General features: G+C 59.0%; 13 protein-coding genes. 6 read left to right on the forward strand and 7 right to left on the reverse strand.

From position 1 onward, the window contains the following. The first annotated feature begins 267 nt into the window (after positions 1 to 267). The 6 genes from ACO6TG_RS27735 to ACO6TG_RS27760 all read left to right on the forward strand — a co-directional run bounded on the left by ACO6TG_RS27735 (position 268) and on the right by ACO6TG_RS27760 (position 9,687). Positions 268 to 2,904, forward strand: a complete 2,637-nt coding sequence (locus ACO6TG_RS27735) for a caspase family protein (RefSeq protein WP_422376169.1) — start codon at positions 268 to 270, stop codon at positions 2,902 to 2,904. Positions 2,905 to 2,918: 14 nt separating this feature from the next. Continuing rightward, positions 2,919 to 3,170, forward strand: coding sequence for a hypothetical protein (locus tag ACO6TG_RS27740; RefSeq protein WP_422376170.1), 252 nt, complete (start codon positions 2,919 to 2,921; stop codon positions 3,168 to 3,170). A gap of 23 nt (positions 3,171 to 3,193) precedes the next feature. After that, a complete protein-coding gene (locus ACO6TG_RS27745; protein ID WP_422376171.1) occupies positions 3,194 to 4,810 on the forward strand; it encodes a caspase family protein in 1,617 nt (538 codons plus the stop codon). Between the two features lie 156 nt (positions 4,811 to 4,966). Continuing rightward, positions 4,967 to 5,644 carry a hypothetical protein gene (locus ACO6TG_RS27750; RefSeq protein WP_422376172.1) on the forward strand — a complete coding sequence of 226 codons (678 nt, stop codon included), beginning with the start codon at positions 4,967 to 4,969 and terminating at the stop codon, positions 5,642 to 5,644. A 47-nt stretch (positions 5,645 to 5,691) separates the two neighbouring features. Beyond that, positions 5,692 to 7,590 carry an adenylate/guanylate cyclase domain-containing protein gene (locus ACO6TG_RS27755; RefSeq protein ID WP_422376173.1) on the forward strand — a complete coding sequence of 633 codons (1,899 nt, stop codon included), beginning with the start codon at positions 5,692 to 5,694 and terminating at the stop codon, positions 7,588 to 7,590. A 315-nt stretch (positions 7,591 to 7,905) separates the two neighbouring features. Beyond that, complete coding sequence (locus ACO6TG_RS27760) at positions 7,906 to 9,687, forward strand: M23 family metallopeptidase (RefSeq protein ID WP_422376174.1); 1,782 nt, start codon at positions 7,906 to 7,908, stop codon at positions 9,685 to 9,687. A 52-nt stretch (positions 9,688 to 9,739) separates the two neighbouring features. Here the strand turns inward: ACO6TG_RS27760 and tssH are convergent, their stop codons facing one another. The 7 genes from tssH to tssB all read right to left on the reverse strand — a co-directional run bounded on the left by tssH (position 9,740) and on the right by tssB (position 19,768). Further along, positions 9,740 to 12,571, reverse strand: coding sequence for a type VI secretion system ATPase TssH (gene tssH, locus ACO6TG_RS27765; RefSeq protein ID WP_422376175.1), 2,832 nt, complete (start codon positions 12,569 to 12,571; stop codon positions 9,740 to 9,742). A 25-nt stretch (positions 12,572 to 12,596) separates the two neighbouring features. Then, entirely contained in the window at positions 12,597 to 14,324 is a 1,728-nt protein-coding gene (gene tssG / locus ACO6TG_RS27770; RefSeq protein WP_422376176.1) for a type VI secretion system baseplate subunit TssG, read from the reverse strand. After that, complete coding sequence (tssF, locus tag ACO6TG_RS27775; RefSeq protein WP_422376177.1) at positions 14,321 to 16,318, reverse strand: type VI secretion system baseplate subunit TssF; 1,998 nt, start codon at positions 16,316 to 16,318, stop codon at positions 14,321 to 14,323. The genes tssG and tssF overlap by 4 nt, the downstream gene beginning before the upstream one ends. Then, a complete protein-coding gene (gene tssE, locus ACO6TG_RS27780; RefSeq protein WP_422376178.1) occupies positions 16,315 to 16,866 on the reverse strand; it encodes a type VI secretion system baseplate subunit TssE in 552 nt (183 codons plus the stop codon). The genes tssF and tssE overlap by 4 nt, the downstream gene beginning before the upstream one ends. A gap of 135 nt (positions 16,867 to 17,001) precedes the next feature. After that, entirely contained in the window at positions 17,002 to 17,487 is a 486-nt protein-coding gene (locus tag ACO6TG_RS27785; protein ID WP_094070527.1) for an Hcp family type VI secretion system effector, read from the reverse strand. 202 nt (positions 17,488 to 17,689) lie between these two features. Beyond that, a complete protein-coding gene (gene tssC / locus ACO6TG_RS27790; protein WP_094070528.1) occupies positions 17,690 to 19,213 on the reverse strand; it encodes a type VI secretion system contractile sheath large subunit in 1,524 nt (507 codons plus the stop codon). Continuing rightward, entirely contained in the window at positions 19,214 to 19,768 is a 555-nt protein-coding gene (gene tssB / locus ACO6TG_RS27795; protein ID WP_094070529.1) for a type VI secretion system contractile sheath small subunit, read from the reverse strand. Between the last annotated feature and the right edge of the window lie 228 nt (positions 19,769 to 19,996).

Here is a 19,996-nt window from a genome sequence, read left to right on the forward strand (position 1 = left end):
AGGAGCTGAGCTTTTTGTTTGCACGCAATGGCTTGCCTCACAGCGGCAAGTATGTATCACTTTACGTAAGGGTATTTGATTTGGGGGTGCCGGTCACGACTGAGCCGGTTCGCTCCTTCTTGTGAGTTTTGTCACAGACAAGGTTCGGTTGAGGCGCGAAACTGATTTTCGAGTTCCAGCGCTGAGGATGATATGCAGACACGCAGCTTTTTACCTCTCGCCCGTCGATGGACCCGAGAGCCGGGACTATCGGGAAATGTCCCGGTATTGCGCAGGATCCGCGTCGGCTTTCTGGCGTCGTCCATGCTCGCGCTTTCAGCTGCGACAGCCGAGGCTTCAACATCGCCGGAAGAGGGCCGCCGCGTCGCCCTGGTCATTGGCAACCAGGACTATCAATATGTCGAACCGCTTCTGAACCCGCTGAACGACACCAAGGAAATCACCAGGATCCTGCGCGAAGCGGACTTCGATGTCACAATCGGCACGAATTTGAGCAAGAAGGACCTGGAGCAGGTCGTTCGCCGCTTTCTGCGGGAACTGAATGACGGCGACACGGCCCTCTTTTACTATTCCGGTCACGCTTTGCAGGTTGGCGACTCGAATTTCATTCTGCCCGTGGATGCAAAGCTCTCGTCGCAATATGACCTGGAGTTTGAGAGCCTCAAGGTTTCGCATCTTCTTGACTATATGAAAGCGGCTTCAAGTCTTCAGATCGTGATGCTGGATGCCTGCCGCGACAATCCGTTCGAGATTGGCAGCCTGTTCTGGGGCGAAGAAGAATATGCACTTGGCAAGACGCGTGGCCTGAGGCGCATTCCGAACAAGCTGGGCAGTTTCATTTCCTATGCAACACGCCCGGGCCAGGTGGCTTATGACGGCGAGGGGCCGATGAGCCCCTTTACCTCGTCGGTCGTCAGTAACGCGCTTGATCCCAAGCTCGAAATCAAGGACCTGATGACCAAGGTTCGCGACGAAGTTGTCCGCAAGACTGGTGGGCAGCAGATCCCTTACGAAGACTCAACGCTGGTCACCAGTTTCTATTTCGTGCCGCCAAAGCCTGAACCCATCGTTACGGCCCATCACCGGGTGACGGTCCCGGTTGATGCCACTGCTCATCAGTTGAGTATTCCGGAACCGGTTCAGCCTGAGGGCGGCAAACTGACGGCGAAAGTGACGCTAAGCCCTGAAAAGGGAGAGCTCAGACTGCCGGATGGCCGATCGGTGTCTGAGGGGACCGAGCTGACAGCGACGGAGCTTGCCAGTCTGGAATTCGTTCCCACGGGATCAAGCGCAGGTGACATCGAACTGATCAGTTACCAGGTGACGGACGAATGGGGTGGCAACGTCTCTGCAATTGCCTCGGTGACCGTGGCCCAATCAGCCGCGCCTGCAGAACAGATTGAAGCTGAAGACACCCAGGCCGAGGCCTTAAAGGATCTGCTCGCCTGGCTTGAAAACAACGCCGCGTCCGGTGCCGTTGAGGCCGATATCGGCGTGGGACCGGTGACAGTCTATCCGCAGGCACCGGCAAACGGTCTGCCGGCAACCAGTGACTGGCTCAAGGTGGTGTCCGTCGATGCTGATCTTCAGCTCGCGGCCGACGGCAGACTTTTGCAGGCAGGCGACCGGTTTCCGGCCAACGCGCTTTCGTCTCTGACGTTGCGGCCGCAAATCGGAACCGAGGACCAATCCGGTAGTTTTGTTCTGGAATTGCCTTCAGCGGACGGAGAAACTGCAAGGACGATCACGCAAACGGTCCAGCCTCGCGTCACAGAGTGCGACGCGCTTGCGACGCAGCCTTTTGATCTTCAGGCCGTGACCGAAGGCCGTCTTGCAAACGCGTTGGACAGCGACAAGGTGGACGCTGCCTGCGCATCGGCCATGGCTGCCTATCCAGGGATCGGGCGTTTCGTTTTCCAGAGGGGCAGAGGTGCATTTGCCGCCGGGGATCTCGACCAGGCGGCCGCTTATTTTGATCAGGCCTACCAGATGGGTCATGTCCGTGCCGGTCAGGTCCTGGGACGCATGTATTTCCTCGGAGCGGGGATTGACAGGGATCGCGGCAAGGCGGTCGATCTTTATCGCAAGGCCGCAGAGCGCGGTGACGCTTATGCATTGCATTCCCTTGGCATGGCCGAGATCAAAGGCGAGGGCACGGCACAGAACGAACAGTCGGGCATGGAAAAGCTGCTCCAATCCGTTGAGGCAGGGCATACGTTTTCCTTCAACGCAATCGGCGGTTTTTACCTGCGCGGTCAACATGTAGACGAGAATGTCGACAGAGCGGTTTACTACTATAACCGCTCGGCAGCGCGGCAGGATATTTACGGCTTTCTCAACATGGGAACGCTTTACCGGGATGGCAAAGGCGTACCGCAGGATTTCGAAGCCGCGTTTGGATGGTTCAAAAAGGCTCATGATGGCGGTCACCCTGCTGCCGGAACCGCCATCGGCCTGCTTTATTTCAACGGGCAAGGTGTCGAGAAGGGTGCTGCAGAGGCGACGCGCTGGTTCCGGGAAAGTGCCCAGCGGGGCGATGCCTGGGGCGCCTTCAACACCGCCTGGATGCTCGGCAAGGAAACCGGTGAAGCTGCGGGCCGGGATCGGGTGCGCATGTTGGCCATGGCCGTTGCTGTCGACCCGTCCTCTCCGGCTGCTGAAAAGGCGAAGGCAGAACTCGGCAAGGCATCGCGAAACCTGAAGGCAAAGGCCTTGCAACAGGCGCTGACAGATCTCGGCTACCAGCCTGGCCCTGTTGACGGGCAGCCCGGCCGCAAGACCCGGCAAGCTCTGTCCGAATTTTTTGACGACACCGGACGCAAAGCCGTTCAGGGCGACAATGCCCTGATCGCGCTGGTGAAGCACCAGTGGGAACAAAGTCGCCCACGCTACGATCTGTTTTAATCAGGAGAAATGTGATGAGAACACTGTTGCACGTATTGCCGGTCACGGGCCTCGCGATGTTGCTGCTTGCCGGTTGTCAGACCCAGCAGAGCACGACGACCCAAACAGCGCCGACAAGGGCGACGCCGACAACTTCACCTGTAGTAGACCCGATCAATGATCCAGGTCTGCGCGACAACAACAACGACAATGACACCGGTGGTGGCAACGACAGTGGTGGTGGCAACGACAGCCCGGGTGGCGGCGGTGGTGGCTCCTGGGGCTAGATCGTTCTGACCGGTTGTTTGGTATGCATCTCTCGCCCCATCGCGATTTCGGGACAGGGCTGACCTTTGTTTGGCTCCTGGTGTCGATGTTTTCTTCGACTGCCGTTCATGCGGCAGAATGGCGGGCGCTTGTCATCGGTGTCGACGCCTATCAGCACGTGTCCCCATTGAAGGGCGCAGTCAACGATGCCCGCGATATTGCCGAGACGTTGACAGCAGCAGGTGTGCGCGATCTGACCACTCTTTACGACGAAGCGGTGACCCGTGAAGCCGTTTTGACGAATTGGCAGGCTCTGATTGAACGCTCCGCACCCGATGATGTGCTGGTTTTATCCTATGCCGGCCATGGGGCGCAGGAGCCCGAATGGGTCTCCGGGTCCGAAGACGACAGCATGGACGAGGTCTTTCTTCTGGCCGGCTTCGATGTGGCGGCGCCCGGCAACGGCGAGCGGCTGCGGGACGACGATGTTGCCGCAATGCTCCGGGCCGCGGGCACGCGCAGCGTCCTGGTTCTCGCAGACAGTTGCCATTCCGGTACGATGACACGTTCGATCGACCCGCGGATCGAGCGGTTGGGCACGCGGCTTGTCGGTTTGCCGGCATTTGAAGACGATGTGCTGAAAACAGCGCTTCGACACCCTCTGCTTGCCAAGGCCGCAGCAGAGGATCTCGACGGTGAGACTATGCCCAACGTGATCTATGTCGGCGCAACGGTCGATGGGCAGGTGATCCCCGAATTGATGATCGCTGGAGAGCCCAGGGGAGCCTTGAGCTGGGCTTTCGCGCGTGGTGTCGAGGGGAGGGCAGACCTGGATCGCGATGGCGGCATATCCATGGAAGAGCTGAGCCGTTTCCTGCAGGAAACGGTCCGTGTGGCGACGGAAGGACGGCAGTCTCCCAGCCTGAGCATCGGTGGCGGCACACGCGCAGCCGTGTTGCCGCGCGTCAACGACAATCTCCTGAGCCGGGAAGACAACACGCTGACACTGGCCGCCAGCACTGCGACAGCTTTGCCGGTGCTCGACAGTCTGTCCAAGGTGCATAGCGGCCGGCTCGACGTGAGTTCGGACGGTCCCGGTGATCTCTTCTGGGACGTGGAGGCCGGTGATGTCCTGACAAAGTTTGGCGATGTTGTGCTCAAGGGAAATGCCAGGAACGCGGATAGTTTCGCAGCGGTGGTGGCAAAGTGGGTCTTCCTGAGCGATCTCTATGCACTGTCGCGGGATCGCCAGCCTATCGAGGGACGCTTGATTCCCTCGGTTGGCCACATTCCGGAGGGGGCAGCTTTCAAGGTCGGATTGACCTCGGACCAGCATGGCTACATGGCCGTGTTCGGGTTGGAGGCGGACGGAACGTTACGGCTCCTGGCTCCGGACCGGCGCGCAGATCCGCAAGGCCGGGACACATCGATCCAGGCGTTTGAACCCTATGTGCTCAACCTGAGAGCGGCGTTGCCCTTTGGTGCAGACCATATTGTGATGGTGCGCTCAGCCGAGCCGATGCCACAACTCGTCGGGGTTCTTGCAGCACTGGATGGCCAGAAACTTGGCAAGGACCTGATGGTTGGTGTGCTCAAGCTGATCGGACAGTCGGCCGCTGCAATCGGCATCGCGGGGGTTTACACACAGCCCGCAGGATAGTTCGAAATTTTGCGTATGTTGTTGCGACATAAAACTCTTTTATGTGACCATGGCCACACTCGTTTTGCCATTCTTTGATACTATCAGCCCATAGACGATGCGATCGGCGCTGAACTTGGCTGGGTCGCAAAATGACCAATGACCGAGGAGTCCGTCATGAAACACATGTTTAGATCCGTTTGTTCGGAACGAAGTTCGAAACGCATTCTGACAGCTGCCGCCGTCCTGAGCCTGTCGTCTGCCACGGCCTTGGCCGAGCCCGTTGCCCTTGTTCTGGACAAGTCGGAAAATGTCGGCGTGTCTGCCTTCAGCGAACTGATGCCGGGAACGGTGGTTGAGCTTGGCGATGGTCATATCGATCTTCTCGACTATGGCGCATGCCAGGAAGTTCGCCTGTCTTCCGGTGTCCTGAGCGTTTCCTCAGAAGGATACACTCTGGAAGGCGGTGAAGAGAAAGTGCTCCGGGCCGGCAATTGTCTGCAGGCCGACAGCGGAACAAATGTCGAGGCGGACAAGGGACTGACCGTAACCCTGCGCGGCCTCAATCTGGAAAACAAAAAGGCGGCCTCGCTGATGCTGCGCTTCGATGACAAGTTGCGCGACCAGTACGACACCGTCTTTGTCTCCTTTGAAGGTGGAGCTCCGAAGCGTTTCGACTTTGATGCGCTCGATAATATCTTGACGGATATGCCGGATCGCGAGAGCGAGGGCGACGCCGTCGAAGTGGAGCTCTTCCTGCAAGGCAAGGCGCCGGATTATGGAGTTGTCATGCGGAAATTCACCATCGATCCGGATCAGGTCGGGCGTAAAACAGCCGTTGTCATTGTGAAATGACAGGAGGCGGCCGCTTTGCGGACGCAGCCTTTGGCCGAAAGCAACTCATGATCCTGATCGCGCTTGTTGCGACCGGGGCAGGCATCGCCATCGGATTATCCGCCAAAAAGGCCATCTGGGAAGGGTGGGTGACGGACCGCCTTTTCCAGGTGAAGACCGCATTCGCGGGCGTGGATCGGGTCGAATCCGCGCCCGTGCTTGTCGTTGGTCTGGACAATGTTGCGCTCAACTCCGAACGGCTGGCGCCGATTCCACGTGTTCTGATGGCACCGCTTCTGGCGGAAGCCGGGCAGGCGCTTCTGGAGGCTGGCGCCGTCGCTGTCGGCTATGATTTTGTCTTTGCCTACAGCGCCGATTCCTTTGTTGATCCCAGTACAGGTGAACCGCGCCTGAGGGGCTTCGATCTTCCGTTCCAGAGATACCTTTATCAGAACCGCGACCGGGTATTCATTGCGCACACCGAAGTCGGTGTTCCGCACCGGTCCTTCACCGCAGCGGCAGGGCAGGGCGGTGTGCGCTCCGTCATCGTGTCGACGGACAGCGATGGCGTTGTCCGCCAGCACACGCCCAGGCTGCCGCTTTCTGAATCGCCGCACCTGATTGATGCTCTGCTGGCCAAGGGCGGGGTGCAGATTTCCGAGCGCTACACGGCAATGCCTACAACAAGGCTTGCCACGTCCATTCCCTATCTGTCGCTCATCGATGTTCTGGACCTTCTGGAAACAGAAGCAGGACGCAAGGACCTGCAGGAGTTTGCCGCAGGACGGATCGTGATTTTCGGCGGGTTGTTGCCCTTTGAGGACGAGCACCTGTACTCCGACAGGTTCCTGCCGCATCTTCCGGCAGAACGCGCGGAGACCGGTCCAAGCGGCCGGCCGCGGGTTCAGCCGCAAACGGCCGGTGTCTTTATCCTGGCCGACTTTGTTGCCGCAGCAGCGACAGGCCGTATCGCGCTGGAACCGGTACCTGGAACACTGCCCGCGCTTGCAATCGCGTTTGCCCTGATTGGGGCCGTCGCGGGTTTGCTTTTGCCGCTGGCGAGTTTGCCGTTTGTTGCGATTTTGGGGAGCGTGCTCGGCCTGGGTATCAGTCTGGTCGGATTGAGTGCCGGCGTGCTGCTCGCACCCGGTGTGATGCCGGTGGCCTGTCTCAGTGCCATGGTGGTGTCAGGTGTCGGCAAGGTCGGTATCCTGCAGCGACGGCAGAGGTCGCTGGTCAAATTGTTCGGCCATTACCTGGCGCCGGATGTCATCAAGCAGATGGCGGTCTCCGAGCAACTGCCGGAACTGGGGGGCGACACGCGTCCCGTGGTGGTGGCTTTTATCGACATTGTCGGCTTCACGAAAATGTCGGAAAGCCTCGCCGACCGGGATGTGGTTCGGGTGGTCAATGCCTGTTTTGATGAAATCGGCAGGGTCATCACCAAACACGAAGGCTACATCGACAAATATATAGGCGATGCCATCATGGCGGTCTGGAATGCCCCCAACAAGGTGGAAGCGCCGGAAAAAGCGTCCGTCGATGCGGCGGCTGAGATAATCGGTCTGCTGGATCAATTACGCCAGATTACCGGCCAGCCACCTCTGGACCTGCGAATTGCCCTGAATGCAGGACCGGTTCTCGTCGGTGATATCGGCGGTGAGCACCGGCGGTCTTTCACAGTTATGGGTACAACGGTCAACACGGCAAGTCGCGTTGAGTCGGTTGCAAAGGATTGCAAGGTTCGTCTTGCGATCAGCGGCTCCGTTGCCGAGAAACTGCCTGAGGACTACCCTGTTTCGGAAATCTGGACCGGACAATTGCGCGGTCTGAGCACTGACATCTCCGTTTTCACCTTGGACCGGCCGGAAATGTATATGGAGCCGCGCAGTGGAACAGACACGCAGACAACCGGCAGCAAGGAGATTTCGGCGGACCCTGGCAATCTGGTCAATCTGAAACGGTAACGGCAGGCGAGCCTTCCACAAACGCGTTTTGCATCTCGCTGCGTCATCCGGCATGATCCGGAAGCAGAATTGTTTGGCGAACCGCGCAGGCTTGGCCTGCCTTTTCAGGGTCTCGGCATGGCTCAATGGCCTGAAAACTACAACCCGGGTCAAAACCGTCCCGAATTCGAGCGGACGGTGATCCGTCCGTCCGGACAATCGGCGCGCAAGACAGGTACCGGCTCGAGCCCTCCGCCGACACCACCCCCCCCTTCACCACCACGGGGACCTTCTAAATCCGGTCGCAAACGCAGTCCCATTTGGACCTATGCTGCATTGGCCGTTGGTTGCCTGCTCATTGGAGGTGTTGCAGGAGGTCTGGCCCATCTCGTCACGTCGGGCGCAATCTCGTTTTCATCGCCAGAGGAAACCGGTCCTGAGCTGGTGACCGCGGAGAGCGTCGAAGCGATTGCCGAGCCAACAGAAGAGACGGTTGAGGAGCAGCCCGAACCGCCAGCGGAAGACGAAACGGCGCTTGCCAATGGCGATGATCTGGATCTGCCTGCCGATCCGTTTTTCGACATGGCCCAATCGGCGGTCATTCCGCTCGCAGGAGATCCGGTTCTGCTTGAGAGCAGCGCGGCGGGTCAGCGCATCGACCTGACGGAGCGACCGGTCCCGGCTTCAGCCAGCGGCACGGGGCGGGCAGCCATACCGACTGCGTCAGCCTTTGTGCTCGACAGCCGCATGCTGGATCAAAACGGCAATCTGGTCATTCGTGCTCCCGGTAACGAAGCGGACTTCCAGTTCGGCAATTTTGGTGGCGGCGCCGACAGTGAAAGCCTGACCATTGAAGAAAACAGCGGTTCCGCCGATCCGGCGGAAAAGAATTTGCCGGTTTTCCTGAAACCGGCGACAGACACGCTGAATCTTTACCTCACTGAGCGCCCGATCGGCCAGGGGCCAAGCCGGATCGAGATCCGGGAGGTCATTGATAAGGGCCTGTCGCTGAAAGACTTTCTGACGGAAAACGGATTTGATCCCGACGCAATCAAACCGCTTCTGGAATTCATGGCGATCGAGCTCAAGAAAAGCGATTTGATCGCTGGCGATAAAATCGCAATGCGGGGGGTCCGGATGCCGAACCGGCTGGGTCGCGTCGGTGATTACTATCGTCCGGTGCAAATTTCGATTTATGCAAAGGACGGATATCTCGGTACAGTCGCCATGTCCAACAGCCGTGACGGACCGACTTACGTTCATGGTGCCGATCCCTGGTTTGGACAGGAAATCGGACAGGACAAGATCGCGCAAGACACAAGGCCCGGCTCCGGAAAAAAACACCGCCTGATTGACGGGCTCTATGCCACGGCTGTCAGGAATGCCGTGCCCGCTTCTATCGTGGGAGAGGCAATCGCCTACCTGGCACCCATGACGGATCTGCAACGCGCCATTACGGATGATGAACGGTTCAGTCTTGTCTTCACCGATGCGCCTCGCGACGAGAAACGGGGCGGGGGCAGGGTGTTGTTTGCAGGCGTCCGGCGCGGCAATGACTGGTCGGTGCGCTGCTATGTCATGAAGGCACCGGGCAATCGCGGATTTGCCTGTGTCAACGAGGGTGGACAAGTCAGTTTGTCGGGGGCCATGCTGGTGCCGGTCAAAGGGGTGCTGACCTCAAAATTCGGTATGCGGTTTCACCCCATCAAGAAAACCCAGCGACTTCACGCAGGTGTTGACTGGGCCGCGCCGACTGGCACACCGATCCGCGCGGCCTTCTCCGGCAAGGTCACCTATCGCGCCGTCCGCGGCGGCTACGGAAATTTCATCGAACTGACCCACAAGGACGGCATTACCAGCCGATACGCCCATATGCATGAGTATGCTGACGGCGTTGAAATGGGGACTGTTGTGCAGGCGGGCGACCTGATCGGCTATGTGGGTACGACGGGGCTGTCCACCGGTCCGCATCTTCATTTTGAGATCCGGATGCGCGGCGAACCGACAGACCCTCTGGCCTTTGAAATGGAAACGGGAACGGACGCCCCGCAATCCGTCGCCAGCAATGATATTCGCGACTATCGCAATTCAATCACGGACATTCTGACGGTTCATTGAGCGGAGCACGTCTCAGCCGGTCGGAGAAGCCCCGACCGGCGTCTCAGGACCTTTATTCAGCCGCTTGGGCAGCCGGGCCGGCGGTTTCAATGTCCAGACCGTCGGCGCCCACTTTCAAGGTAGCCTCTGATATCTCTTCGCCGTGCAGCTGCGCGGTCAGGAATGCACGCGACAGCTTCGGCAGAAGATCATTGGTGATGATATTGTCAATCATGCGTCCGCCGCTGTCCGGGTCCCGGCACAGCGAGACGATATGGGCGACAACATCGTCGCCATAGGTCAGCGTGGCATCCCGGTTTTGCTTGACGCGCTTGACGATGCGGTTGAGCTGCAGGCGCACGATAAAGCCGAGCATCGATGGTGACAGCGGATAATAGGGGATCGTCACGATCCGGCCGAGCAGGGCAGGCGGGAACACGTCCAGGAGGGCAGGACGCAGAGATTCCGCAAGCTGTTCCGGATCCGGTGCATTCGGATCAGTTGCCGCCTGGCTTTCGTCGGTCGACACCGGCGCATCCAGCATGTGACTGGCCGCATTCATGATGATCTCTGTGCCGACATTAGAGGTGAGCAGGATGAGCGTGTTGCGGAAATCGATCTTCCGGCCCATGCCGTCTTCCATCCAGCCCTTGTCGAACACCTGGAAGAAGATCTCGTGCACATCCGGGTGGGCTTTCTCGACCTCGTCGAGCAGCACCACGGAGTAGGGCTTGCGCCGGACAGCCTCGGTCAGGCGGCCACCCTCGCCATAGCCGACATAGCCGGGAGGGGCACCCTTCAGGCCGGAGACGGAATGGGCTTCCTGGAATTCCGACATGTTGATGGTGATCAGGCTCTCTTCACCGCCATAGAGCGCTTCGGCCAGGGCCAGGGCCGTTTCGGTTTTGCCGACGCCCGAGGGGCCGCAAAGCATGAACACGCCGATCGGCTTGTCCGGATTGCCGAGCTGTGCCCGGCTGGTCTCGATGCGCTTGGCGATCATTGCCAGTCCGTGCGCCTGTCCGATCACGCGCTTGTTCAGGCTGTCGGTCAGATTGAGAATGGTCTGCATCTCGTCCTGAACCATCCGGCCGACCGGAATGCCGGTCCAGTCGGAAATGATACTGGCGACGGCCTCGTCATCAACATAGGCATAGACCATGCGGTCGTCTTCCGGAATTTCAGAGAGCTCAGCCCGTTTCGCCGCCAGGGCCTCTTTGATCGCGTCTTCGTTTTCCAGGTCGACATCGAGATCAAGTTCGATCTTGTCGATCGGCACCAGAGCCGGATTGTCCTCCTCGGGGTCTTCGATTTCGGCACTTTCCGGGTGCGGTGCGGCTTCTCCGCCTCTCAATTCGGTGAGGGCGGCGTTCAGACGCCGGATTTCGGCGACCAGCTTGCGTTCACGCTCCCAGTCCTCGCGCACTGTTTCGATTTTCTTTTCCGTTTCCTCGATGGCGTCATTCAGCGCTTCGAGTTTCTCCTCCTGCTCCATTCCAAGTTCGGCGTCATTGGTCAGAGCCTGCTTCTCTGTCTCCAGAAAACCCTTCTTGGCGGCGAGATCGAGCAGTCGTGAAGGCTGCGCGGCCTGGGAAATGTTGACGCGCGCCGATGCCGTATCCAGGACACTGACGGCCTTGTCAGGCAGCTGACGGGCGGGGATATAACGGTGCGATAGCGAAACGGCGGACCTGACGGCGCTGTCCAGAATGCGCACCTGATGATGTTCTTCCATCGGACCCAGCAGGCCGCGGACCATTGCAAAACACTTTTCCTCGTCCGGTTCGTCAACCTGGACCGGCTGGAACCGGCGGGTCAGTGCCGGGTCCTTTTCGAAATGCTGCCGGTATTCTGACCATGTGGTGGCGGCCACAGTGCGCAAAGTGCCGCGGGCGAGAGCCGGCTTGAGCAGGTTGGCCGCATCGCCGGTCCCTGCCGCTCCACCAGCGCCGATCAGCGTGTGCGCTTCATCGATGAACAGTATGGTCGGCACGATGGAGCCGTGAACGGCGTCGATGACCGCCCGGAGCCGCTTTTCGAATTCACCCTTCATGGAGGCGCCGGCCTGAAGAAGGCCGAGATCGAGCGCACAAAGCCGTGTGCCCAGCAGGGCCGGCGGTACGTCGCCCGCCACGATCTTCTGCGCAAAGCCTTCCACAATAGCCGTCTTGCCGACACCGGCTTCCCCGGTCAGGATTGGATTGTTCTGTCGGCGGCGCATCAGGACATCAATGACCTGCCGGATTTCCTCGTCGCGTCCCACAATCGGATCGAATTCTTCTGCCCGGGCACGGGCTGTGAAATCGACGGTGAACTGGGAAAGCGCATCCTCGCCGGGGCCGCCACCAGGAACGGATTCCGTCGGGGCTTCCCCCGGGGCGGCCGCGGCAGCCTTCGGGCCGGAGCCGTCGATCGGACGCGCACGCGCTTCACCGGAGCCGTCAACGATGGCATCCAGATTGCCGGAGATTTCGTCCCGCTTGAGCTTGTTGAGCGATGAGGACAGGCGGAACAATTGTGTACGCGCCGCCTCATCGCCGAGGACCGAGATGAGCACATAGGCCGACCGGATCTTGTAGTCGCCAAAGGTGAGCGTGCCGACAAACCAGGCGCCTTCCAGGGCTTCCCGGAAAGGCTTGGACATGGAGGGCAGCTCGGTCTGATTGATCTTCAGTTCCTTGATCGCCGCCTGAAGGTCCTTGTCGAGGGTTCCAAGGTCCACGTCGAAATGCCTGAGGATCTGAAAGAGATCCGACTTCTCATCGCGGATCAGATAGTAGAACCAGTGCAGCAGCTCCAGGTGCCGGTGACCGGCATCCTTGGTCAGCCGCATTGCCTTGTCGAGGCTCTCATAAGCGACCGAGTTGATCTTGTAGGCTACGTTTTCAACGGTGATGTCAGCCATGGCTCAGAACCTTCAAAGTTGAGTTCTATTGATAAACGGTGGTGTGCCTGCGCACGGGCCGGAAACGGGTGTCTGTCAGCATCTCTTCGTCGTCCTCAGGCTCGTCAAGTGATCTATCTGTGGCCGGTTTCAACCAACCGATATGGCCGAGCGTCGCCGAGTTGTTTCGATCCATCTTGACAGAAGAGGCGCAACGTTTGGGAAGGGCAAGTTCAATTTCGTATTCGATCTCCAGCCCGAGATAGAAATCGATCAGATCAAAGAGCTTCTCTGTCCAGGGATTGGGCTTCGTGCGCGTTGGCGGCAGGAACTTGCGGTATTCTTCCAGCGAACGTGTGAAGATCCGGATACGGATTTTGTCGCTCACGCTGTAGACCTTGGCGCCGACTATGGTATCCGCACCAAGTTGTCCGGCGCCGCCCGGACCGAACCCTCCCAGTTGCAACTGATCGTCCCGGTCGAGGTGCAGCCAGGTCCCGACGCATTGATCGACTTCGACCTTCACGCCAAAGACGCCGGTGATCAGCGCTTTCAGCCGCACTGCGCTTTTGGTCTTGGAGGAGGTGAGCCCTGCATAGAGCAGCTTCAATCGGTCGTCGATGCGGTCCTGATCACGGTAGATAGGAGCGCCGAGGCCAATCGGCGAGCCGAGATAGGTCAGAAACCGGTCATCGTCAGGCCTGTCATGCTGCACGATCGGACGGGCATCGGCCCAGGCTCTGAAAAACAGCTGGACAAAGCGATTGTTGAAGACGTCAAGGAAGCGCGGAAAACTGTCATCGCCTCTAAGCCCGCGCATGATCGCTTCGTCGGTGTAAGGCGCGGGCAGACCACCTTGCGGCCCGAGCAGGCCCAGAAAGCGTTCCAGCAGCACCAGACCGCCATCGGCATCCCGCGTGGCACGTTCGATAGTGGAAGGGGCAAATTCACTCGAAGGATCCTGTCCGAACCGAACAATGTCCTCCATCAGCCGGCGGCTTTTGCCTATCCGTGGCGGAGCCGGTTCATCTGCCTTTTTGGGGTCCATGCCCGTGGACGCGCCACCCGGCGCGGTCTGGCCCTCCAGCATGCGCAGAACGGCAAGAAGGTCATGGCCGCCGGGGTGTTGCTCGATCCGGTCGCTCAACGCGGCGAGCAGGGATGCAAATTGCTGCTGGACAGGCACCTCGATCCTGGGAGCTTCGGGCGGGGGGGCGCTGTTGTCTTCCGCCGGTTCCAGCTCCGCATCTGACAACGCGGGCGCGGCGGTTTCCCTGGGTTCTTCATCCTTGTCTGCTTCAGCCCGGGTGCCAGTTTCGGGTGAAGGAGGTTCTTGGGGGGTGGGGTCGGCGAACGATGACGGATCAAGCGCGTTAAATGGATCTGCGGCATGAAGCGCGAGTTCAGGCAATTCGGGCGTGTCAGTTTTTATCGTATCCGCTTTGATCGTCTCTATTGCCGACGCGTCCTCAATCGGAGTTGGCGTTTCTGGCGCTTGCGACCAGATCGTGTCATCGGGTATTTGCGCAATGTCGGTGGAAGCTGGCTCCTCTTGCCTTGCTTCACTCTCGATGGCTGGATCCGATCCCTCTTCGGTCTCAGGCGAAGAAGCTGCGTCTGCCTCCACCGCGTCTTTGGGGATGTCTCCTCCAGCCTCGGTATCTTCGTTATCGGTCGCCGGCCAGACATGCGTGCGTGCACCGGCAAACTGGACAATTGTCTTGTCGTCCGCCTTCCGGTCCTTGAGCAGGTCCTTGTCGTCCTGCTTGCTCATAAGATCCCCTTTGCACCGATCCTGGGCGGCCACTTCATGATGACACCGCGTTCGGTGGTGGCTATGACGCATTGCGTGAAGTGATTGATGGACGCGTATTCCGCAACAAACCGGTCGAGCACAGCCCCCAGAAGGAATGCGCTGGCGCCTTCAAAGGCCTTGTCGTCCAGCGTGATGGTGACTTCCAGACCTCGGGCAACGCCTGTGCCGGATTTCTGCTGCAGACGGCGCACGACGGGACGGGTGGAAACCGCGCGCACCGATTGGGCCTGTCGATCTGCCGCATTGTCGGACAGCGGCGCGAACACGCTCAGAATGTCTCGGAATGACCGTCCGTCGGCGCCCGCCGCATCATGGACAAGACCCGTATGGTTGAGCGCCAGTATGTTGATGAGGCGCCAGGCAATGGCGCCGGCGTGACCATCCTCCCCAAGCCGCTCGTTGTAGGAAAGCAGCGGCGGGCGCGGTGCGGTCGGACCGGCAACGCAATCCACCTTCAGACCGACATCTTCCAGAATGCGGAAATCACCGGTCTCGGACTTGTCCGGATTGGAGCCGACAGGCAGATCCGCGGCAAGAGCGCGATTGGACGCCATGACTTTCAAGGAGAGTTCTGCAAGGCGCTTCTTGCCGCTTTGCAAAAGTGCTGTTGCCTGTGCGCCGCTGGAGATTGTGATGAACGTCTCCGTGCCGACATAGGAGCTGGGCTGCTGTCGCCGGATTTCCGATGAAGATTGGCGGCGCGGCAGGCGGCGGATCGTATAGAACCATTCGTGTCCGGATTTTTCCGTGTCCGGCGCAACGCTGTAGAGCGGCTCTATGGGGCGCTTTTCGCCGCCGGAAAAATGTGCGTTGACCTCGGTGACGGAATGAACCTCATAGTCCAGCGGCCGCGTTCTGTCGGTGATGACGGCAAATTCATGCTGCCCCTTCTTGATCGGCACCCGGTCCGTCTGGCGTTCGAAGAGATTGACAGCGGGGGCAGTGTGAAGGGCAAAGATCTTGCCCTCGACATGGGCCGGCAAGCGTGAATCCGCCTCATCGAAGACAAACACAAGGTCGAAGGACTTGGCGCGGATCCGGTCGAGATAGCGGCGCAGCCCGCTAAGACGAAAGCCCAAGAAGCTGCGCGGGAAGTTGAAATAGTCGCGCAAATAGTCAAAGCCGGTGAACAGCCTGAGGTCATTGTGCAAAAGCGCATCTTCCTCGTCGAAGCCGAGTTGCTGAACAGCGGACACCGGAAGCCGCTGCAAACTGACCTGGCCAAAGGCATCTTCCGTGCGCAGGTAAAGCGCGATGGTGTGGCCGAAGATCTGCTCATAGACCTTTGACGCCAGATCCAGCGGGCCCACCAGCCGAATGGGCAGTTCATCAATGCGGCAGCCTGCGACCTGGAATTCCGGTTTTTTGAGCGCTTCTTCCGCAGAAACCTCCAGTTCCGGATCTTCCGCCATGCGGTGGGTCAATGTGATCGACAGACCGGCCCGAGCGCGCCGGTCTTCGGCCATGTCAGCGCCAAGGCCGGACACTTGCGCAGCTGAGCTGAGATACTTTGCCGAGGCGAGTTCCAGCGGCGTCAAGGTGATGGGGGAGGTCAGGGTGAAGCGACAGCGGACTTCCCCCTGCCGTTCGCGGAACACCGCCTCCATGGGCGCGTGGCGCTCGATCTTGATGCCGTTTCGCAAGTTGGCATCGCCGAATTTCGGCGTGACGCGCGCCAGCACCATCGAGGGGATCGGGGCGAGGGCGGTCGGATACAGTTGCTCGAACAGGTTGGAGGTGAATTCCGCGAATTCGTGCTTCATCTTGAGCTGCACACGAGCAGACAGGAAGGCAGTGCCTTCCAGCAGGCCGGACAACATCGGATCCGACTTGTCCTCCAGAAGTCCGCCCAGGCGCTCGGCAACGGCAGGATAGGCCTCCGCGAAGGCGGCGCCCTGTTCGCGCAGATAAATGAGTTCCTGGTTATACAGATCCAGAAATTCGCGGTTCATGAAGTCGCCCCGATAATCTTGATGCGTCCAAATGCGGGATCTACATCGGCAACAAATTCACTGCCGACCCGGATCGGGTCGCAGCGGATTTCGGCCTTGATCAGGAACCGGACCTTGAACGTGTCGCTGTCAATGCTGTCGTCCCTGGTCACCTGGAGTGTCTTGGGATCCATTCTTGGTTCAAACCGGATCAGAGCTTCCTTAATATCATCTGCAAGGCGATCGATCCGCACCGTATCGACAATGTGGACGGACAGATCCGGCAGACCGTAGTTCAAGATGGAGGTGGTGACCTCCGGAAAATCGGAAAGATCTTGTGTAGAGTTGAGATTGACCGTGTTCAGCAGGGCTTGCAGGTCTCTGCGAACTTCGGACAGAAGGGCGTGTTCAGAAACGCCGTAGGAGCGGGACAGTCGACGGCCAGACCGCAGATTTTTGCCATTTGAACTTTGTTTTTGACGCTCCTGGGCAGCTTTGTAGTCCGGGTCGTCCATCGCCCGGAAAGCCCACATCAGCGGGGAGTGCATTTTCACGGTTGATTTAGCCATCGGCCATGCCCACGCTGACTGCCAGCCCCAAGATGCTTGTCGTTCCATTCGGCGTTGCGCCGGAGATCGACTTGAGCGAATGCCTCAAAGAAAACGGCTGCCGCGCAGCGCACGGCAGCCGGGTCGGCAAAAGCCTTATTTCTTTTCGTTGGAAGCGATGTCCCAGGCAAATTCCGGGGCCGCGCCCTTGGAGCCGTCCGGCTTCTGTTCGGTGTAGATGTATTTGTACTCACCGAAGTTCAGCGTGCAGCTCTCCGTGATACGGTCGTCGGAACCGCTGCCACCGGTCGAGATGTTGGTGACGATAATGTCTTTCATCTCGATCTTGATGTATTCCAGCGGGCTGTCACCAGCCGCCTTGCGCACGAACAGAGTGCCTTTGGCGATGTGCTTGCCGGTGGAAACATGCTGGAACAGCACCGGGGTGGATTTATCGACATATTTGGTGATGCTCAGGTCCTGAAAATGAGCCTTGCCGGAGCCGGAGCCACCGCCCATATGGGTGGTGCCGGACTGGGATGCGCCCCAGGACCAGGACAGGACGTCAATCTTGTCCTTATGGGTTTTGTCCTGTGCTTCGCCTTTGATACCATCAAGTTCCAGAAAAAAATCGACAGCCATTTCAATAAGTCCTCTTGGTTGTTGACGGTCAGGTCCGGAAACCTGACACAATCCTAACTATTCCTGACAACTACCTCGGACCTCGCGGTCCAAACCCCTAGACACTTGCGTGTCTCGTTTGTACCTCCGCCCGGAAAAACCGGACCGCATCCTTTGGGGATGCCTGCCGGGGGCGGTGACCGCCGCCCGGCAATTCGTGAAATCAGGTGCCGTCCTGCGGGATGCGGGACGCCAGGCTCATGCCGATGTCCATGCCTTCCAGCTGATAGTGCGGACGCAGGAAGAACTGGGCCCGGTAATAGCCGGGGTTTTCTTCATCGGGCACGATGGTGACCTTGGCTTCGCGAAGCGGCTTGCGCGCTTTGGTTTCCTCGGTCGAATTGTCCGGATCGCCGTCGACATAGTCCATGATCCAGTCGTTCAGCCAACGCTGCAGCTGCGGCGCTTCCTTCGTCGAACCGATCTTGTTGCGCACCATCACTTTCAGGTAGTGGGCGAAACGCGTGGTCGCGAACATGTAGGGCAGGCGGGCGGACAGGTTGTCGGATGCGGTTGCATCCTTGCCGTCCGGTCCGGAGAACTGCCGCGGCTTGAACACAGACTGTGCTCCGAGGAAAGCCGCCTGATCGGTGTTCTTGCGGTGGATCAGCGGGATCAGCCCAAGGCGGGAGATCTCGTGTTCGCGCCGGTCCGAAATTGCGATCTCGGCAGGGCATTTCTGATCGACGCCGCCATCATCGGTCTCAAAGACATGGGTCGGCAGTTCCTCGACCAGTCCACCGCTTTCAACGCCGCGGATACGGACTGTCCAGCCATACTCCTTGTAGGCACGGTTGACGTTCGCCGCCATGGCATAGGCGGAGTTCATCCAGGCGTAATTGTCGTGCGTGTCCTCGCCGAATTCCTCTTCGAAAGCGAATTCTTCAACCGGATCCGACTTGGCACCGTAGGGCTGACGGGCCAGGACACGCGGCATGGTCAGGCCGAGATAACGCGCATCTTCAGATTCGCGAAGGGTCCGCCACTGGGCGTGGATCTCGGTGTCGAAGATCTTCGACAGGTCGCGCTTGGCCGGCAGTTCCGTCCAGCTGTCCATCTGCATCAGCTGCGGGTTGGCAGCTGCCAGGAATGGAGCGTGGGCCGCGGCCGAAATCTTCGCCATGCCGCGCAGAACCGTGATGTCCTGCGGGTCATAGGAAAACTCGTAGTCACCAACAAGGCATCCGTAGGGCTGGCCGCCAAGCTGGCCGAATTCAGCTTCATAGATCTGCTTGAACAGCGGGCTCTGGTCCCACTTGGCGCCACGGTAGCTCTTGAAGACCCCGGCAAGTTCCCGTTTGGAGATGTTCAGGAACTGCAGTTTCAGCGTCGCATCCGTTTCCGACTGGTGGACCAGATAGTCCAGACCGCGCCAGGCGCTTTCCAGTTTCTGATATTCCGGCGCGTGAATGATCTCATTCACCTGCGCGCTCAGCTTTTCGTCCAGCTTGGCGATCATCTCGTCGATGGTGTCATAGACATCATCCTTGATCAGGGCCTGGTCGGACAGGGCCTCGGCAAGGAAGGTCGACATGGCATTGTCAACAAGCTGATTGGCCGTGTCGTTCTCGTCCTTGATGCGAAAGTTCTGTTTCAGGATCGAGGCGAACTCTTCCGGGCTGGCTTCCCCAGTGGCTTCGCCGGCAGCAGCAGCGCTTGTCTGGGCGCTGGTATCCGTGTTGCTCATTTACGCCTCCTCTTTGCCGTCGCCTTCTGCCGCACCGTCGGCAGAATTCGATTGATCGGCCTCGATCTTCTGAGCCAGGGCCTGCATCAGAGCCGGGTCCCGTGTCAGTTCCTCCAGTTGCGAAATCGCCTGAACGCGGCCATCCATCATGGTCCGAAGCGCAGCCAGGCTGCGGCGGGCGTCCAGAAGCTTCTTCAGCGCCGGCACCTGTTCGGCCACCTTGCCGGGTGTGAAATCGTCCATGCTCTTGAAGCGCAGTTGCACGCTCATCTTGGAGTTGTCTTCACCGGACAGCTTGTCTTTCACGGTGAAAGACGTACCGGGCTCGATAGCCTCCATGCGCTTGGTGAAATTGTCCATGTCGATATCGAGAAGCTTGCGATCGTCGATGTCGGGTTTCTCGACACCCGGATTGTCTCCGGACAGGTCGGCCATGATGCCCATGACAAACGGCAGCTCGACCTTTTGCTCCGCATCAAACGGATCTTCGTAAAAAATGTGAACCCTCGGAGGCCTGTTCCGCTTAATAAAGCTTTGCCCGCTATTCGATGCCATTGTACTTGCCTTTCATTTCATTGACCCAGAAAAAGCAGAGTCAAATTTAGTCAAATACTGACGCAGCGATATTGATTTATTGAATTATTGTTTTCTCTGCGTTTGATCTCTTGTGTATCTATGTACTTCGATTGATCGTGATTGGAAGTGATCATGGTCACATGATCGCTGGTTTCTAATTTTATTTCGATTATTGAGGACCCGTTGACCGATTGTGTCAAGAAGAAC

Source organism: Roseibium sp., from assembly GCF_965233565.1.
Lineage (GTDB): Bacteria > Pseudomonadota > Alphaproteobacteria > Rhizobiales > Stappiaceae > Roseibium.

Excerpts from the sequence above, each read along its gene's own strand:
- ACO6TG_RS27740 (WP_422376170.1), top strand. The coding sequence starts at position 2,919 with ATGAGAACACTGTTGCACGTATTGCCGGTCACGGGCCTCGCGATGTTG.
- ACO6TG_RS27745 (WP_422376171.1), top strand. The coding sequence starts at position 3,194 with ATGCATCTCTCGCCCCATCGCGATTTCGGGACAGGGCTGACCTTTGTT.
- ACO6TG_RS27750 (WP_422376172.1), top strand. The coding sequence starts at position 4,967 with ATGAAACACATGTTTAGATCCGTTTGTTCGGAACGAAGTTCGAAACGC.
- ACO6TG_RS27755 (WP_422376173.1), top strand. The coding sequence starts at position 5,692 with ATGATCCTGATCGCGCTTGTTGCGACCGGGGCAGGCATCGCCATCGGA.
- tssH (WP_422376175.1), bottom strand. The coding sequence starts at position 12,571 with ATGGCTGACATCACCGTTGAAAACGTAGCCTACAAGATCAACTCGGTC.
- tssG (WP_422376176.1), bottom strand. The coding sequence starts at position 14,324 with ATGAGCAAGCAGGACGACAAGGACCTGCTCAAGGACCGGAAGGCGGAC.
- tssF (WP_422376177.1), bottom strand. The coding sequence starts at position 16,318 with ATGAACCGCGAATTTCTGGATCTGTATAACCAGGAACTCATTTATCTG.
- tssE (WP_422376178.1), bottom strand. The coding sequence starts at position 16,866 with ATGGCTAAATCAACCGTGAAAATGCACTCCCCGCTGATGTGGGCTTTC.
- ACO6TG_RS27785 (WP_094070527.1), bottom strand. The coding sequence starts at position 17,487 with ATGGCTGTCGATTTTTTTCTGGAACTTGATGGTATCAAAGGCGAAGCA.
- tssC (WP_094070528.1), bottom strand. The coding sequence starts at position 19,213 with ATGAGCAACACGGATACCAGCGCCCAGACAAGCGCTGCTGCTGCCGGC.
- tssB (WP_094070529.1), bottom strand. The coding sequence starts at position 19,768 with ATGGCATCGAATAGCGGGCAAAGCTTTATTAAGCGGAACAGGCCTCCG.